Genomic DNA, 16,488 nt, shown 5'->3' with positions numbered 1-16,488 from the left:
CAGCCATGACGACCACACCTGCACGGCAGGAATACGAGGTGCAACTGGCGCCGCTGCCAGGGGTAGCGCTCGAGCGCGAACTGCCCATCGTCCAGCGTTTGTGGCAGCAGGGCTGGCTGCGCAAGGCAGTGATCCTGGTGCTGCTGGCCGCTCTCTGGGAGGCAGCCGCCCACTACACCGGCAACGACTTGCTGCTGCCCAGCTTCCTGCAGACCGCCACGGCACTGTGGGATGGCCTGCTCAGTGGCGAATTGCTGGCCAAGGTCGGGGTTTCGCTGGTGGTGCTGCTCAAGGGCTATGTGTTGGGCATTGTCCTGGCCTTCGGCCTGACCAGCCTGGCGGTGTCGACCCAGCTTGGCCGCGACCTGCTGGGCACCCTGACGTCGATGTTCAACCCGCTGCCGGCGATCGCGCTGTTGCCGCTGGCCTTGCTGTGGTTCGGCCTGGGCGACAACAGCCTGATCTTCGTGCTGGTGCACTCGGTGCTCTGGGCCCTGGCGCTGAACACCTATGCGGGGTTCCTGGGGGTTTCCGAGACGCTGCGCATGGCCGGGCGCAACTATGGCCTGCGCGGCCTGCGGCTGGTGCTGCACATCCTGGTGCCGGCGGCGCTGCCGTCGATCCTCTCGGGGCTGAAGATCGGCTGGGCCTTCGCCTGGCGCACGCTGATCGCCGCCGAGCTGGTGTTCGGCGCCAGCAGCGGCAAGGGCGGGCTGGGCTGGTACATCTTCCAGAACCGCAACGAGTTGTACACCGACAAGGTGTTTGCCGGGCTGGCGGTGGTGATTCTCATCGGGCTGCTGGTGGAGGGGCTGGTGTTCAATACCCTGGAGCGGTTGACCGTGAGGCGTTGGGGGATGCAGCGGTAGCTGCCAGGTGGGGCCGCTTCGCGGCCCATCGCCGGCAAGGCAGCCCCTAGTCCCGATACAACGCCGCCGCCTTGGCCAACGTCCTGGCAATCTCCTCGCGCAACTCCCGCGGCTGCTCCACCACCAAGCCATCCCCCTGGCTCAGCAACCACCAGCGCAGCGGCCAGCCATCGCTGACCGTAGCCCGCAACCGGTGCCCCTGTTCCTGCGCGGTGAGCTGCATGTCGGCGGTCAGCGGCGCCTCCCGCAGTTGGCGTGCCAGGGCGTCGCTGATCCAGGCCTGCAGCTCCAGGCCTTCACCCTGGGGCGGCTGCAGTGTGTCGCTGCGCAGATACCCCTGCAGGTCGAAATTGCCCCGCAATTCGCCCACGGCACTGGCCGACCAGTGCCAGCCGAATGGAATGCTCTTGTCATTGCGCTCCAACGGGAAAATCAGCGACAGCTCATTGAGGTCGCGCTCGACCGTGCGCTTGCTGACGTTGAAGCCTACATCGCGCAGGCGCCATACCAGTTCGGCGCTGGTGATGCCTGGAGAGCGGCTGGGCAGTTGGCGCAACAGCGCCCACTGACGGCTGAGGGTGGCTCGAGTGGTGGCGAACGGCAAAAGGTAACGTCCTTGTCTAGGCTTGCCGCAATAGCATGGCGGCAATGATAGGGGCATGGCAATTAGCCATGCCGTGCTCAGATCAAGGAAGACGCAATTGGTTGCCCTGGATCGAATCGTTCGCGACAGGTTTTGTCGTGGCGTCGCGCAGAATCTCGCCTCATCAGGGTCGCAGCCGGGGCTGTGGGTCGTTCAATGAGGATGAACATGTCTGCTGCCAGCAACATCCACCCGCTGCTTGCTCGCCTGCTGCCCGAGCGGATCGCTTCGGCGCCAGCCTGTGCCGCTCGCCAGAGGTATTTCGCCAGCATCGGCCTGCCCAGCCAACAGGCATTGCCGGGCGAGCGCTTCAGCCTGGTCGATCGCCTGGATGAGGCTGTCGACCTGCAGGCGGTGTACGCCGACCTGCGTGGCCAGGCCCTGGAGGGCAGCGTGGCGGCGCTCAACGACCTCGGCTGGATCTGGCTCAACGGCAAGTATTGGCGCGCCGACCCGGTGCTGGCCGGGCACCTGCTGCGCATGGCCGCCCTGCAAGGCAGTGCCACGGCTTGGTTCAACCTGGGCCAGCAGCACTATTTCGGCAAGGGTATGGAAATCTCCTATACCCAGGCTGCCGAATGCTATCGCCAGGCGTTCGAGCGGGGTATGTCGCATGCCGCGGCGGCGCTGGGCGATCTCTACGAGGAGGAGGTCTGCGACGCGGCGCTGGGCTGGCAGGTCGACTCGCGGGCGGCTTACCAGTGGTTCCTGCGAGGAGCCCAGCACGGCGAGGCGCGCTGCCGCTTCGAGGTGGGCTATCGGCTGTTGCATGGGCTTTACGTGCAGGCTGATATCAAGGCCGCGTTGTACTGGCTCGAACTGGCCGCCGCCGCCGGGGTGATGCAGGCGGCCGAGGAACTGGCGGTGCATTTCAGCAGCCGTGATGGTGCGCGTTATCTGGCCTGGCGTGACCAGGCGATCCAGATGGGCAGCAGCCTGGCGTTGACCATGAAGCTGGAAGACCAGATCCAGCCCTGAATAACCAGACCACCACGCAGAGGCCAGCACACCCCTTGGATGAACAACCTTTCATCCAATCTCTGCGTCACCTCCTGTTGACGACAGGGGGAGGGCAAGGCGTATATTGATAGTTAGCAAACTATGAATATCCTCGGTTCCTCACATGACGCTTGATGCACTGCACCTGAAAGTCAGCAGCGGCATGGTCGTGGCCGCTCGTCATTGGCGGCGCATCTGCCATGCGGCCTTGACCAGCTACGGTATCTCCGAGGCCTGCGCCGTGCCGTTGCTGATGATCGTGCGCCTGGGCGATGGTGTGCACCAGGTGGCGGTGGCCCAGGCCGCCGGCCTGGAGAGCCCATCGCTGGTGCGCCTGCTCGACCAGCTGTGCAAGGCCGGCCTGGTCTGCCGCAGCGAGGACCCGCTGGACCGCCGCGCCAAGGCCCTGAGCCTGACCGCCCAGGGTCGAACCCTGGCCGAGTCCATCGAAGGCGAGCTGGTACGCCTGCGCCGCGAAGTGCTGCACGGTATCGACCAGGCCGATCTGGAGGCCACCCTGCGGGTGATCCGCGCCTTCGAGGACGCTGGCCTCGGGACCTCAGGCGGGGTCGCATGAACGGTTTCTTCAGCTCGGTACCACCGGCCCGCGACTGGTTCTACGGCGTGCGTACCTTCGCCGCCTCCATGATCGCCCTGTACATCGCCCTGCTCATGCAGTTGCCTCGTCCGTACTGGGCCATGGCCACCGTGTACATTGTCTCCAGCCCCTTCGTCGGCCCGACCAGCTCCAAGGCCCTGTACCGCGCCCTGGGCACCCTGCTTGGCGCGGGTGGGGCCGTCCTGCTGGTGCCGCCCTTGGTACAGTCGCCCTTGCTGCTGTCCATCGCCATCGCCCTGTGGACCGGTACCTTGCTGTTCCTCTCGCTGAACCTGCGCACGGCCAACAACTATGTGCTGATGCTGGCCGGCTACACCCTGCCGATGATCGCCCTGGCGGTGGTCGACAACCCGCTGGCGGTGTTCGACGTGGCGTCCTCGCGCGCCCAGGAGATCTGCCTGGGCATCGTCTGCGCAGCGGTGGTCGGGGCGATCTTCTGGCCGCGTCGCCTGGCGCCGGTGGTGGTGGGCTCGACCAGCAACTGGTTCAACGAGGCGATCCGCTACAGCGACACCTACCTGGCCCGCGAGGTCGCGGCCGACAAGGTCGGCGGCCTGCGTGCCTCGATGGTCGCCACCTTCAACAGCCTGGAAATGATGATCGGCCAGCTCGGCCATGAAGGCGCCGGCCCGCATACGCTGAAGAACGCCCGCGAGTTGCGCGGGCGGATGATCCACCTGCTGCCGGTGATCGATGCCCTGGACGACGCCCTGGTCGCCCTGGAAGGCCGCGCCCCGGCCCAGTTCGCCCAGTTGCAGCCTGTGCTGGCCGAGGCTCGCGCGTGGCTTGAAGGCACCGCCGAGGATGCCTCGGTGGCGCGCTGGACCACCTTGCGCGAGCGGATAGACCGCCTGCAGCCCAGCGCCGCCGCGCTGGACCAGCGCCCCGAGCTGCTGCTGTCCAACGCCCTCTACCGCCTCACCGAGTGGATCGACCTCTGGCAGGACTGCTGCACCCTCCAGCACGCCCTGCGCAAGGACGACGCCACGCCCTGGCGCGCGGTCTATCGCCATTGGCGCCTGGGCCGCCTGACGCCATTCTTCGACCGTGGCCTGATGCTCTATTCGGTGTTCTCCACCGTCACCGCGATCGTCGTCGCCAGCGGCCTGTGGATCCTGCTCGGCTGGAACGATGGTGGCAGCGCGGTGATCCTCGCCGCCGTGGCCTGCAGCTTCTTCGCTGCCATGGACGACCCGGCGCCGCAGATCTACCGGTTCTTCTTCTGGACGCTGATGTCGGTGATCTTCTCCAGCGTCTACCTGTTCCTGGTGCTGCCCAACCTGCACGATTTCCCGATGCTGGTGCTGGCGTTCGCCGTGCCGTTCATCTGCGTCGGTACCCTGACCGTGCAGCCGCGTTTCTACCTCGGCACCTTGCTGACCATCGTCAACACCGCCACCTTCATCAGCATCCAGGGTGCCTACGACGCGGACTTCCTGACCTTCATCAACGCCAACATGGCTGGCCCGGTGGGCCTGCTGTTCGCCTTCATCTGGACCCTGCTGCTGCGCCCGTTCGGCGTGGAGCTGGCCGCCAAGCGCCTGACCCGTTTCAGCTGGCGCGACATCGTCGAGATGACCCAACCGGCGACCCTGGCCGAGCACCGTCAGGTCGGCGTGCAGATGCTCGACCGCCTGATGCAGCACCTGCCGCGCCTGTCGCAGACCGGCCAGGACAGTGGCGTGGCCCTGCGCGACCTGCGCGTGGGCCTGAACCTGCTCGACCTGCTGGCCTACCTGCCACGGGTCGGCCAGCAGGCCCGTGAGCGCCTGCAGACGGTGGTCGAGGAAGTCGGCGCGCATTACGCCGCCTGCCTGCGTGCCAATGAGCGTCTGCACGCGCCGGCGGCGCTGCTGCGCAACATGGAGCGTGCCCGCCAGGCCCTGGCCCTGGACGCGTTCCATGATCGTGGCGATGCCCGCGTTCACCTGCTGCATGCCCTGAGCGGCCTGCGCCTGGCCCTGTTGCCTGGGGTGGAGGTGATGCTCGAACCCGCTGACCAACCGCAACTGCCCCATGGCATCGATGGAGCGCCCCTGTGATCGGTGATCTGGATATCAGCGGGGTGTTCCTGCCTACGCTGCTGGTGATGATGGTGTTCACCTACCTGTTGTTCCTGGGCGTGCACGCCGTGCTGGTGCGCCTGCATTTCTACCGCCTGGTCTGGCACCGGGCGTTGTTCAACGTTGCTCTCTACGCCGTGCTGCTCGGTGCGGTGGATCACTTTTGCCGAAACCTGATGCTGACATGAAAAAACCTTGGTTGACCCTGGGCCGTGTGGTCCTGACATTGCTGGTGGTGACGTTCGCGGCCGTGCTGGTCTGGCAGATGGTCGTGTACTACCTGTTCGCGCCCTGGACCCGCGACGGCCACATCCGCGCCGACGTGATCCAGATCGCCCCGGATGTCTCCGGGCTGATCCAGAAGGTCGAAGTGCGCGACAACCAGATGATCAAGCGCGGCGACGTGCTGTTCACCATTGACCAGGACCGCTTCACCCTGGCCCTGCGCCAGGCCCAGGCGACCCTGGCCGAGCGCCAGGAGACCCTGGCCCAGGCCTCCCGCGAGGCCCGTCGTAACCGCAAGCTGGGCAACCTGGTGGCGGCCGAGCAGTTGGAAGAGAGCCAGTCCCGCGAGGCCCGTGCCCGCTCGGCGGTGAACGAGGCGCAAGTGGCGGTCGATACCGCCCAGCTCAACCTCGACCGCTCGGTGGTGCGCAGCCCCGTGGATGGCTACCTCAACGACCGCGCCCCACGTGCCCACGAGTTCGTCACCGCTGGCCGGCCGGTGCTGTCGGTGGTCGACAGCGCGTCCTATCACGTCGACGGCTACTTCGAGGAAACCAAGCTCAGCGGCATCCACATCGGCGATGCCGTGGACATCCGCGTGATGGGCGACAACACCCGCCTGCGCGGCCATGTGCAGAGCATGGCCGCCGGTATCGAGGACCGCGACCGCACCAGCGGCGCCAACCTGCTGCCCAACGTCAACCCGGCCTTCAGCTGGGTGCGCCTGGCCCAGCGCATCCCCGTGCGCATCGCCTTCGACGAGGTGCCCGAGGACTTTCGCATGATCGCCGGGCGTACCGCCACGGTGTCGATCATCGAGGGGCAGCACCCATGAAACGTCTGATGCTGGTGGGGCTGGCGCTGTCCCTCGGTGCCTGTGCGATGGTCGGCCCGGACTACGAGCTGCCGAAAGACGCAGCCGTACAGCGCAGCGACCTCAACGGCCCGCTGCGCCAGGATGCCGACAGCGTGGTTTCGGCGCCGGTGCCGGAGGACTGGTGGCAGCTGTACAAGGACCCGCGCCTGAACGAGCTGGTGCGCCAGGCCCTGGCCGCCAACACCGAGCTGCGCGTAGCCGCGGCCAACATCGCCAAGGCCCGTGCCCAGGTCGAGGTGGCCGAGTCCCAGGGGGGCTTCAGCGGCGGTGCCAAGGTGGCTGCCCAGCGCCTGCAGGAGTCTGGCGAAGCCTTCCTGTTGCCGGAGAAGGTACCGGTGGCCAATATCGGCGAAGCCATCCTCAGTGCCTCCTACCAGTTCGACCTGTGGGGCACCTTCAAGCGCGGCACCGAGGCGGCCCAGGCCAACGCCGATGCCGTGCAGGCCGCGGCCGACACCGCGCGCATCACCCTGGTGGCCGACGTGGTCAAGGCCTACACCCAGGTGTGCTCGGCCAACGAGGAGTACCACATCGCCCGCGAGTCCCTCGACCTGCAGGAGCAGAGCGTGCAACTGACCCAGCGCCTGCGCGATGCCGGCCGTGGCGACGAAACCCAGGTTACCCGCTCGCAGACCCAGTTCAAGTCGCTGCGTGCCGAGCTGCCGCGTTTCCAGGCCGAGCGCGAGGCGGGCCTGTATACCCTGGCCGCGCTGCTGGCCAAGCCAGTCGAGCAACTGCCGGCTGGTACTGCTGATTGCGCCGAGCTGCCACATATCGCCCAGTTGATCCCGATCGGCGACGGCGCCGCGTTGCTCAAGCGCCGCCCCGACGTGCGCCAGGCCGAACGCCAGCTGGCCGCTGCCACCGCGACCATCGGCGTGGCCACCGGCGCGCTGTACCCGAACATCAGCATCGGTGCCCAGGTCGGCACCATCGGTATCCTCGAGAACCTCGGCGAACCTTCGACCAACCGCTGGGGCTTCGGCCCGTTGGTGAGCTGGACCATCCCCACCAACGGCACCCGCGCCCGCATCCGCGAAGCCGAGGCCTCCACGCAGGCCGCCCTGGCGCATTTCGATGGGGTGGTGCTCAACGCCATCCGCGAGACCCAGACCCGCCTGGCGCAGTACAGCGCACTGCTGGAGCGGCGCGATGCCCTGGCCGAGGCCGAACGCTCGGCGAAGGAGGCGGCCGACCAAACCCATCGCTATTACCAGGCCGGGCGCGAGTCGTTCCTGGCGGACTTGCAGGCGACCCGGACCTATACCGACATGCGTGCGCAGTTGGCGGCGGCGAATAGCCAGGTGGCCATGGGGCAGATCGGGGTGTTCCTGGCGCTGGGTGGGGGGTGGAAGGAGGCTGCCCAGCCTTGAGGGGAATAGGGCCGTTTTGCGGCTCATCGTGGCGCTTGTGGGGGTCTATTTACAGAGTCGTTAGCTCAGTTGTTCGTTCGGCGTAGCCGTGTGACCTCTATCTGCAATGGATCAGGACTAGCGAGAGGGCGTCGTACATTTGGCCCTTGGGGGGAGGAGATGAGATTTTCGCGATTGTCCTGGCCCAGAAGTCGCGTTTGGGAGGCGGCAATACTCTTCAGGTGCTCTACCTTTCTTGCTAGTTCCTCTGCCAGAGTACGAGCTCGGGCGGCTAGTGAATTATTGGTATTGGCGTCTGCGTTGTACTTATTCCGGAGTTGGGATGTTTGAGCAGCGTTCGCAAGGCGCCGGGCCTCATTGGCAGTTGCCGCCAATGAGGCCGCTCGGTTATGGGCGTTTTTTGACAGGTCACTTGCCTGCTGAAGCGCCACTTGAGTGCTGGCCAGTCGCCTACGAACAATTCGGCGAGTTAAGGGTGGCACTGAGGGGCGAGGTCCTCGATTTAACGATATCGATGCTAACGGAACGCGGACATGGCCGCTTGGATCCTGAAAATTTATGGGGTCACCTGCACAGTAGGCGTAGTAGTTGGGTCCTCCGTCAGCAAAAGGACTTATGCCGTCCGGAGAATGGAAACGCATCAGGATGGGATTGAAGAAACGATAGCCAGTCCCCAGTGGGTAGCAACCTGTCACCGAGTCGCGCCATTCGCCATTGAACGCATACATGGAGAGAGGCCGAGCTTCTGGCACGTTATGACCATAGGGGGTATAAGCCGCAAATGCAGTGGCACTAGTGGTGTGAGCTTGGATTACCGAGTCTTGGTTGTCGGTAGTGAGTAGCATGGTTTCAGGACCGTGCCGGGCGACTAGGGATTCCGCATAGGGGGTAGTATTCACCAGCAGCGATGAACACTGCAGCTCGCTACTGAGCTTATTGCGAAGATATGTGCCTTGATAAAAAAGTTGAGAGTTCATAGAGATATGCCGGATTGAACGACGTCTGTGCTATGAACATGTCCTCACGGCTTATAAATAGCAACTGGTAAAAATGCTAGGCCTCATCGGTAGGCAGCGAAGTTTTACATGGTTGCCTGCCAGATCTGGAGCCATTGCTCCTGGCTGAGCCCTGACAAAGTGTGCGTTGGGCCTGCTGCTCAATGAAGTCGAACACTGCCGACGGAACGGAGTACCGATGCTGCTTGCGTCGACACCCGTAGGGGATTTCCGAATGTGGAATCAAAGGGTTCAGTTGCTGAGCGCTTGGGAAGTATCCTACGCATCTTGCGGAAGCTTCTGTGTTGTCGGGGAAATGCCTCACGGATAACGTCGTCGGGTCGCCTTCGGGCGATCGGGATTGAGACCCCCGGACCACTTGGAACTTCGCCGCTTGCTATGGCGGTCGTGCGCGGGCAGGCTTCGGCCTGGTCGGGTTTCCTATGTGGCCCGGGTCTCACCCCGCGTACGACTGCCACCCTCAATCAGTGAGACGACTAGGAAGGCAGTTCCTTACGGCACATAGGAACTTCACTATGAAAAAGCTCGTCCCCGATCCACCTCGTCCCAAGCTCGTTCCCCCATATTCACTTCTCCATCCACTCCGACACGACCATCCCCGACGCGCTAGACAGCGTGCGGAACCGAATGTGAGTCGATCACGTCAAGGAGTGATGAAATGAGCAATGATCCGAAAGCCTGCACCACCGCAGGCGTCGAAACCTTTCTGGAGCTGTTCCGGGTACAACCTGGCGTCCCCCTGGACCGGGCCCTCGATGAACTGTCGATGCTCCTGGGCTGTATTCGTCACCTGACCACCGAGGCGGAGATGGAAGGCGATTTGCTGGCCGGCAGTGCGGCGCGGGTGCTCAGCAGTATGGCCAAGGCGTTGATCAATGACGTGGAGTTGGGGATGAACCGCGCTCGGTAGCCAGTGAGAATACCGGTCGGGCGAGGCGTCCAGCCGCCATGTGGGGCCGCTTCGCGCCCCATCGCCGGCAAGCCGGCTCCCACAGGTTTCTCTGCATGACACATGATTCGTGAGCACAGCAGGAACCTGTGGCTGGCTTGCCAGCGATCAAGAGCGAAGCCCTTGTGGGAATCAAATGACACACGAGGTGCCAATTCATCCCTGTCCGAACGAAGCCGCAGCCACTAGCCTGGCCTGCAAAAAGCAGGAGCTGGGCACATGGATCGTCCCCATTCCAATCAGTTGAGACTCGGCCGATTCTCCGAACCGGGCAGGTTGTACCTGCTGACCAGCACGACGCTATACAGAGCCCCGGTACTGGGAAATCTGCAGGTGGCTCGTCTGCTTATCACTCAGCTGCGCAAGGCGCATGAAGAAGGAGACGCCCGATCCCTGGCCTGGGTGGTAATGCCTGACCATTTCCACTGGCTGGTGGAGTTGGGTGCGGTGGATCTGAAGACCCTGATGCGACGGGTGAAGTCGCGCAGTACCCAGGCAATCAATGCGCTTCAAGGGCGAAGTGGACGATTCTGGCAGCAGGGATTTCATGATCGGGCTTTGCGTCGGGAAGAGGATGTGCAGGCTGTGGCGCGCTATATCGTCATGAATCCGAAGCGGGCCGGCCTGGTTGAGAGGATTGGGGATTATCCGCACTGGGATGCTGTCTGGCTTTGATCGGTACCGTGCCCCTCTTGCGAGTGGCTCGGTATCGCAGGGGCCGCTTCGCGCCCCATCGCCGGCAAGCCGGCTCCCACAGTTTTCTCTGCATGACACATGATTTGTGAACCCCGCAGGACCCTGTGGGAGCTGGCTTGCCAGCGATTGGGCTGCAAAGCAGCCCCCAAGGCTCAGCGCAGAATTTGCGCCGGCTCATCAGGCGGCAGGTTGCCGCCGCCCGTTGGCCGCGTGGGTTGCCCAGGCAACGGGCCTCCCAGCTGCTCGGCCAACTGCTGCGCCACATCCAGGCCCAGCTCTTTCGACACCTCCCGCACCACCCGCGGCCGGTTCAGGGTCACCCGCGCATCCTGGCTTTTCACCAGCTTGGTGTCCTGCCCCTCACCCATGGCGGTGAACGCCGAGGTGATCTCGTAGGTGCGGGTGTCGATCAGGCTGAAGTCCGCCACCACGCTCAGGCCCAGCACCGCCGAGTAGCTGTCGGTATGGTCCAGCGAGGTGATGTCGCGCTGGAAGTCGATGTCCGACAAGGTGCCGAACAGCACGTAGTCGGCCCCCTCGAAGGCACCGCTCCTGATCCGCGCGATCACATCGTAGACGTTCTCGCTGGACGAGGCGGTGTAGGGCGTGCCCTGCACCAGCTGGAACATCCCGCTCTTGAGGATCTCGCCTTTGATATCGCCGCTGAACTTGCGCAGTTCGGTCTGCTCGATATAGCTCTCCAGGCTCACATGCTCGCTGTAGCTCGCCGAGCCGCTGGCGTGGTACAGGCCGGCCTGGTGGTTGCTCTGGGCGTTGATGGTGTGGATGTACTGCTCCACACGCTCCTGGTAGGCCAGGTCGGTGACCGCGACCTTCGGGGCCGCCTGCGCGCTGAATGCACAGGCCAGGCCGATCATTGCCATCCATGCACGCATCGGTCAGCGCTCCGTGGTCTTGCGGATTTCTTTTTCGTCCATCCACTCGGCCAGGCCGCTTTCCACGTCCACCAGCTGCAGGCTGAACTTGTAGAACACGTCCTTGTAGTCGCTGCTGCGCTTGACGATGGAGCTGATCGAGCCTTCCAGGCGGTACTGGGCGGCGATCATGTTGCCGGTCTTGGCCACGGTGTTCTTCTTGTACAGGCCGCTCTGGTTCTGCAGCTTGAGCTGGTCGACCTGGCTCTGCATGTCGGTGTTGTCGCTGGCGAAGCGCGCCACGCCGGACTTCATCAGCTGGGTCTTGATCGAGGTGGTGATTTCGCGGGTATCGATGTACTCGCTGGTCTTGTTCTTCACGTCGTACACCTGCACCACCGGGCGGCCGTGCAGCACGCCGGACTGGGCCAGGGAGCGGGTCATGCTCTCGGCGATCATCTGCAGGTCGGTGGAGCCGAACTCGTTGGTCACCAGCTCAACGGCCTTGCTGTCGCCGTAGCTGATGTTCTTGCCGCCAAGAACCGGCGAGGTGGTGCTGCAGCCGCTGACTAGGGCGATGGAGAGGGCGGCGAGGGTAATGCGTGCAAACATCGAAAATGCTCCTGAAAGGGGTTACCGGGTGTGGACTTCGAGGCGGAAGTCAGTCGCCTGGGGCACCGGGGCGATGGCCGGCAGGAAGCTCGCCTGCTTGCCGTACAAGGTGAGGGTTTTCCAGCTTTCCTCGTCGGCCACCGGGAACCCGTCGTTGCCCAGCCAGGCGAAGCGGTAGTACAGGGTCTGGGTACTGCGGCTGGTGTTGTTCAGTCCCACTTTGACGGTGAGGAAGCCGTTCTCGCGGGCGACGCGCATCGGGCCGATGTCGAAGTCATCCAGCTGGCCCATGGTCACCACCTTGCTGGCGGCGCTGCCCGGGGCCGGGGGCGGGGTGGCGCAGCCGGCCAGGAGGGCGGCTGCGACCAGGGCGAGGCATGTTCTGCGCATGTTCGTTCCTTGAGGTTACTTGAGGCTGGCGATGGCCTGGTCCTGGGCTTGCGGCGCGACTTCCACGGCAGGGCCGCCGGCGAAGACCTGGTTGCCGACCACGCGCAGGCTGACCACCTGGTAGGGGCGCTCGATCTTCACCTTGATCTGGCTGCCGCCGAGGCTCGACGGCAGGCTCAGACGGTGTTCGCCCTGGGCCAGGCGCACGCGGGCGACCTGGGTTTGGTTGGGCAGGGTGCGCCAGGTGCGGGTGTCGGCACCCTCGACCACGGCCGAGGCGATACCCATGGCCAGACCGGCCAGCGGGTTGACTTCGTTCATCTTCTTCTGCGCGACGCCACGGGTGATGGCACGTACGCTGGTGCGCAGGATGATGCCGGGCATGTCGTCGCGCAGGGCGCGGCGGGACATGGCGCTGGTGCTGTTGAGGGCGGTCAGCGGCTGCGCCTTGTCGTTCAGGTAGATCTCGCTGAAGTGGGCGGTGGAGGTGTCTTCCTTCATCACCGGGAACGACAGCGGGGTGATCACCAGGTTGCCATCGATCGGCAGCGGCAACGGAATGCGCACGGAGTCACGCGCCGGGGCCAGGCCGCTCTGGACCACGATCAGCACGTCGCTGTCGGTGGTCTTGGCGTCGTGCTTGTCCAGGTCCAGCAGGGCCTGCTCCAGCAACGGGGTGTTCGGGCGCAGCTCGGCGGCCTTGCGGTAGCCTGGTGCGGCCAGGCCTTTTTCGCCCAGGGCCTCGTAGACGAAACCGGAGAGGTAGTGGCTGAAGGCGCTCTGGTAGCTGTTCTTGAGGTTGACCACTTCCGGGTCGTCGAGGCTGGCGACCGGGTAGCCCTGCAGCTCCTTGAACTCGGTCTTGACCCCTTCCTTCTCGGCCTCTTCCTCGCGCTTGAGGTATTCCTTGTCGCGCAACTCGGCGATCACCGCTTCGCGCTCGTGGGTTTTCTTGATTTCGGTGCGGGCCCCTTCGAAATCGTTCTGCGCCAGCAGGTTCAAGGCCATCTGGGTGGTCAGCATGACTTTTTCGTAGTCGTAGCCTTCGTAGCGGCGCACCTTGTCGTTGACCAGGTAGCTGCCGAACTGGCTGAGGTACTTCTCGGTGTCCAGTTTTACCGACTCTTCCCAGCGGAACACCACATCGTCGGCGGCACGCCAGGCATCCTGGCTGCCTTGCAGGTCGCCCTTGGAGCGCAGCAGTTCGCCTTTTTCGAAGTAGTAGAGCAGGTCCTTGTCCTCGCCCTTGTTATTGCTTTCCAGCACGGCCAGGGCGGCATCGACGTTGCCGGCCACCAGGTGCTGGTTGGTTTGCTGCAGTTCGCTGTCGTAGCTACGGAAGGCGGCGCAGCCAGTCAGCTGCAAGGCGGCGAGCAGGGTCGCCAAGGGGAGGGCGCGTACCATCGTTGATCTTCTTTCCCTGGAACAAATGAAGGCGCTGAGCGCCGTGATTTCAAATGGCTATCAAAAAGCGGCGGGATTATAACGAAGGTTATGGCTATATGATGGCCCGTTGATCTCATTTTTTACTCGAGTGCCATCACTCAGAGAATTGTCTCAAGATTTTTCATGAAATCTGCCCGGGAGCCTTGAGCCGGGGAAAGTGGAAGTGAACAATGTTCGCTTTCGTGTTTGCGTTGAGATTGGCCATGATTTCCCGTTCCCGACTGTTCGCCTGGCTGCTCTGGCCGGTGCTGGCGCTGTGCAGCACCCTGGTGCTGGCAGAAACCCCTGCCGAGGCGACCAAGGCCTTGCACCTGCTGGGCTACATCGGCGCCGACTACCCGCCGACGGTGCGCGACGGCAAGGTGCTGGACGAGGGGGAATACCGCGAGCAGCAGGAGTTCAGCGCGGTCCTGGCCGGCCTGGTCGACGGCCTCCCGGCCCATGCCGAGCGCGAGGCATTGGTGCAGGGCGTCCAGGCGCTGCGCGAGGCCATCGACCAGCGCCAGGACGGGGCCAGCGTCGCCCGCCAGGCGCGTCAGCTGGGCGCCCGCCTGGCCGTGGCCTACGAGGTCAGCCAGGCCCCGGTGATCACGCCGGACCCGGCCCGCGGCGCGTCGCTGTATGCGCAGAACTGCGCGATCTGCCATGGCGACAGCGGTGCTGGCGACGGCCCGGCCGGTGTAGGCCTGGAGCCGCCGCCGGCCAACCTGCGCAGCACCGAGCGGCTCGACCAGCTGAGCCTGTTCGACCTCTACAACACCCTGGGGCTGGGCATCGATGGCACCGAGATGCCGTCGTTCGCCGACCAGCTCGACGAGCGCCAACGCTGGGACGTGGCGGCCTATATCGCCAGCTTCACTGCCGACCCCGAGGCGGCCAAAGGTGACCGGGCCTGGAACCTGGCCGACCTGACCCGCCAGACCCCAGCCGAGGTCGCCACCAACGAAGGTGCCGAGGCCGTGGCGGCGTTCCGCGCCCAGCGTGCCCAGCCACCGCAGGTCAAGCGCGGCCCGGCGCAACTGCTCGAGTACACCGCCAGCACCCTGGACAAGAGCCTGGCTGCCTACCGCGAGGGCGACCACGACCAGGCCTACGACCTGTCGGTGGCAGCCTACCTGGAAGGCTTCGAGCTGGTGGAGAGCTCCCTGGACAACATCGACACCCAGGCCCGCAAGGACACCGAGAAGGCGCTGATGGCCTACCGGCAGTCGCTGCAGGACGGCCTGCCGGTCGCCCAGGCCGAGCAACGCCTGGCCGAGGCCAAGGCCAAGCTCGACGAGGCGGCCAAGCGCCTGGGCAGCGATGGCTTGAGCTGGTCGCTCAGCTACATCTCCGGCCTGCTGATCCTGTTGCGCGAAGGGCTCGAGGCGATCCTGGTGCTGGCGGCGATCCTCGCCTTCCTGCGCAATACCGGGCAACAGTCGGCGGTGCGCAGCGTCAACGTCGGTTGGGGCCTGGCGCTGGTCGCCGGTTTCGCCACCTGGGCCCTGGCGGCCTACGTGATCGATGTCGGCGGCGCCCAGCGCGAGCTGCTCGAAGGCTGCACGGCGCTGTTCGCCAGCGTGATGGTGCTGTGGCTCGGCGTATGGATGCACGACCGGCGCCACGCCGCGGCCTGGCAAGACTACATCAAGAGCAGCCTGCTCAGCGGCGGTGGGCGCTTCGGCTTCGCGGTGCTGGCGTTCTTCTCGGTGTACCGCGAGTTGTTCGAGGTGATCCTGTTCTACGAAACCCTATGGCTGCAGGCAGGGCCTGCCGGGCACCGGGCCGTGCTGGCCGGCGGCGCCACGGCGCTGGTGCTGCTGGTGGGCCTGGCCTGGGTGATCCTGCGGGGTTCGGCCAAGTTGCCGCTGGCATTGTTCTTCAGCATCAATGCGGCGCTGTTGTGCGCGCTGTCGGTGGTGTTCGCCGGGCATGGCGTCAAGGCCTTGCAGGAGGCCGGTGTGCTGGGCACGCGGCCGGTGGCGTTCTTCGAGTTCGACTGGCTGGGGATCCATGCCGATGCGTATTCGTTGGCGGCGCAGGTGGTGGCGTTGCTGGCGATCATGGTGCTCTATGGACGTAGTCGTCTGGCGCAGAAGCGGCGCGCGGCAGCCGGCTAGGAGTGGGCTTGCCCGCGAATGGGCCGGACCTGACACAATATCGGCAGTGGTCCCACCCGGGGGCCTGGCTGCATAGGAATCACAGAGATGCGTGTATGGATCGATGCCGACGCCTGCCCCAAGGCGGCCAAGGACCTGATCGTCAAGTTCGCCCTCAAGCGCAAGTTCGAGGTGGTACTGGTGGCCGGCCAGGCGCAGATCAAGCCGGCGTTCGCCTGCGTGCGGCTGATCGTGGTGCCCAGCGGCATGGATGCGGCCGACGACTATCTGGTCGAGCACGCCGTGCCGGGCGAGCTGGTGATCTGTAGCGACGTGCCCCTGGCCGATCGCCTGATCAAGAAGGGTGTGGCAGCCCTCGACCCGCGCGGGCGCGAGTTCGACGAGCGCAACATGGGCGAGCGGCTGGCGGTGCGTAATCTGTTCACCGAGCTACGGGAGCAGGGCCAGGTCGGTGGCGGGCAGGCACCCTACGGGGATCGGGAGAAGCAGGCGTTCGCCAATGCCTTGGACCGGATCCTGACCCGGTTGGCCAAGGTCTAGCCTGGCTGGCGCATTGAACCCAAGCCGCCCCAATATTTGCAAGGCAGGCTGCGGGGCAATGTCACTCAGTTAAGCGGCGCTTTGTCATTTTTGGGGCTACCTTGCAGCCCATCGCCGGCAAGCCGGCTCCCACAGGGGTCGCGGCGACCACACATGATGCGGTTTGCACGGACAGTGTGGGAGCCGGCTTGCCG

At 64.9% G+C, this 16,488-nt stretch carries 17 protein-coding genes; 11 read left to right on the top strand and 6 right to left on the bottom strand.

All coding sequences use genetic code 11. The features are described 5' to 3' along the window. The first annotated feature begins 5 nt into the window (after nucleotides 1-5). Nucleotides 6-869 carry an ABC transporter permease gene (locus NJF35_RS22065; protein ID WP_225787689.1) on the top strand — a complete coding sequence of 288 codons (864 nt, stop codon included), beginning with the start codon at nucleotides 6-8 and terminating at the stop codon, nucleotides 867-869. 46 nt (nucleotides 870-915) lie between these two features. On the opposite strand, the gene NJF35_RS22060 is transcribed toward NJF35_RS22065, so the two are convergent. Continuing rightward, on the bottom strand, nucleotides 916-1,473 hold the full coding sequence (locus NJF35_RS22060; protein ID WP_225787688.1) for a WYL domain-containing protein: 558 nt from the start codon (nucleotides 1,471-1,473) through the stop codon (nucleotides 916-918). Nucleotides 1,474-1,680: 207 nt separating this feature from the next. Here NJF35_RS22060 and NJF35_RS22055 point away from each other — a divergent pair, with 207 nt between their 5' ends. The 6 genes from NJF35_RS22055 to NJF35_RS22030 all read left to right on the top strand — a co-directional run bounded on the left by NJF35_RS22055 (nucleotide 1,681) and on the right by NJF35_RS22030 (nucleotide 7,668). Further along, complete coding sequence (locus tag NJF35_RS22055) at nucleotides 1,681-2,490, top strand: tetratricopeptide repeat protein (RefSeq protein ID WP_225787687.1); 810 nt, start codon at nucleotides 1,681-1,683, stop codon at nucleotides 2,488-2,490. 145 nt (nucleotides 2,491-2,635) lie between these two features. After that, nucleotides 2,636-3,088: a MarR family winged helix-turn-helix transcriptional regulator gene (locus NJF35_RS22050; protein WP_225787686.1), complete on the top strand. Its 453-nt coding sequence runs from the start codon at nucleotides 2,636-2,638 to the stop codon at nucleotides 3,086-3,088. Then, nucleotides 3,085-5,172 carry an FUSC family protein gene (locus NJF35_RS22045; RefSeq protein ID WP_225787685.1) on the top strand — a complete coding sequence of 696 codons (2,088 nt, stop codon included), beginning with the start codon at nucleotides 3,085-3,087 and terminating at the stop codon, nucleotides 5,170-5,172. The genes NJF35_RS22050 and NJF35_RS22045 overlap by 4 nt, the downstream gene beginning before the upstream one ends. After that, nucleotides 5,169-5,381, top strand: coding sequence for a DUF1656 domain-containing protein (locus tag NJF35_RS22040; protein WP_225787684.1), 213 nt, complete (start codon nucleotides 5,169-5,171; stop codon nucleotides 5,379-5,381). Before NJF35_RS22045 ends, NJF35_RS22040 begins: the two co-directional genes overlap by 4 nt. After that, nucleotides 5,378-6,253, top strand: coding sequence for an HlyD family secretion protein (locus NJF35_RS22035; protein ID WP_225787683.1), 876 nt, complete (start codon nucleotides 5,378-5,380; stop codon nucleotides 6,251-6,253). The genes NJF35_RS22040 and NJF35_RS22035 overlap by 4 nt, the downstream gene beginning before the upstream one ends. Next, nucleotides 6,250-7,668 (top strand): efflux transporter outer membrane subunit, encoded by a 1,419-nt coding sequence (locus NJF35_RS22030; RefSeq protein WP_225787682.1) that lies wholly within the window; start codon nucleotides 6,250-6,252, stop codon nucleotides 7,666-7,668. The genes NJF35_RS22035 and NJF35_RS22030 overlap by 4 nt, the downstream gene beginning before the upstream one ends. Before the next feature lie 65 nt (nucleotides 7,669-7,733). On the opposite strand, the gene NJF35_RS22025 is transcribed toward NJF35_RS22030, so the two are convergent. Further along, nucleotides 7,734-8,513 carry an RHS repeat-associated core domain-containing protein gene (locus tag NJF35_RS22025; protein ID WP_262924652.1) on the bottom strand — a complete coding sequence of 260 codons (780 nt, stop codon included), beginning with the start codon at nucleotides 8,511-8,513 and terminating at the stop codon, nucleotides 7,734-7,736. An 829-nt stretch (nucleotides 8,514-9,342) separates the two neighbouring features. Here NJF35_RS22025 and NJF35_RS22020 point away from each other — a divergent pair. Continuing rightward, the gene (locus NJF35_RS22020) at nucleotides 9,343-9,594 is read left to right on the top strand and encodes a DUF3077 domain-containing protein (RefSeq protein WP_225787681.1); all 252 of its coding nucleotides are present in this window, start codon (nucleotides 9,343-9,345) and stop codon (nucleotides 9,592-9,594) included. A 258-nt stretch (nucleotides 9,595-9,852) separates the two neighbouring features. Continuing rightward, on the top strand, nucleotides 9,853-10,308 hold the full coding sequence (locus NJF35_RS22015) for an REP-associated tyrosine transposase (protein ID WP_225787680.1): 456 nt from the start codon (nucleotides 9,853-9,855) through the stop codon (nucleotides 10,306-10,308). Between the two features lie 173 nt (nucleotides 10,309-10,481). On the opposite strand, the gene NJF35_RS22010 is transcribed toward NJF35_RS22015, so the two are convergent. From NJF35_RS22010 to NJF35_RS21995, 4 genes are read right to left on the bottom strand one after another with little or no spacing between them, the layout of a single operon-like run. Then, nucleotides 10,482-11,225 (bottom strand): penicillin-binding protein activator LpoB, encoded by a 744-nt coding sequence (locus tag NJF35_RS22010; protein WP_253091481.1) that lies wholly within the window; start codon nucleotides 11,223-11,225, stop codon nucleotides 10,482-10,484. Between the two features lie 3 nt (nucleotides 11,226-11,228). Next, nucleotides 11,229-11,816 carry a penicillin-binding protein activator LpoB gene (gene lpoB, locus NJF35_RS22005; protein WP_225787678.1) on the bottom strand — a complete coding sequence of 196 codons (588 nt, stop codon included), beginning with the start codon at nucleotides 11,814-11,816 and terminating at the stop codon, nucleotides 11,229-11,231. Between the two features lie 21 nt (nucleotides 11,817-11,837). Next, complete coding sequence (locus tag NJF35_RS22000) at nucleotides 11,838-12,206, bottom strand: YcfL family protein (RefSeq protein WP_225787677.1); 369 nt, start codon at nucleotides 12,204-12,206, stop codon at nucleotides 11,838-11,840. Between the two features lie 15 nt (nucleotides 12,207-12,221). Beyond that, on the bottom strand, nucleotides 12,222-13,610 hold the full coding sequence (locus tag NJF35_RS21995; RefSeq protein WP_225787676.1) for a COG3014 family protein: 1,389 nt from the start codon (nucleotides 13,608-13,610) through the stop codon (nucleotides 12,222-12,224). Nucleotides 13,611-13,822: 212 nt separating this feature from the next. Here NJF35_RS21995 and NJF35_RS21990 point away from each other — a divergent pair, with 212 nt between their 5' ends. Then, nucleotides 13,823-15,754 carry a cytochrome c/FTR1 family iron permease gene (locus NJF35_RS21990; RefSeq protein ID WP_225787675.1) on the top strand — a complete coding sequence of 644 codons (1,932 nt, stop codon included), beginning with the start codon at nucleotides 13,823-13,825 and terminating at the stop codon, nucleotides 15,752-15,754. Between the two features lie 87 nt (nucleotides 15,755-15,841). Next, the gene (locus tag NJF35_RS21985; RefSeq protein ID WP_225787674.1) at nucleotides 15,842-16,294 is read left to right on the top strand and encodes a YaiI/YqxD family protein; all 453 of its coding nucleotides are present in this window, start codon (nucleotides 15,842-15,844) and stop codon (nucleotides 16,292-16,294) included. The last annotated feature ends 194 nt before the right edge of the window (nucleotides 16,295-16,488 follow it).

The sequence above is a fragment of the Pseudomonas guariconensis genome, from assembly GCF_024127895.1.
GTDB lineage: Bacteria > Pseudomonadota > Gammaproteobacteria > Pseudomonadales > Pseudomonadaceae > Aquipseudomonas > Aquipseudomonas guariconensis_B.
The sequence above is the reverse complement of the archived record's forward strand: the minus strand, read 5'-3'. Positions and strand labels throughout refer to the sequence as shown.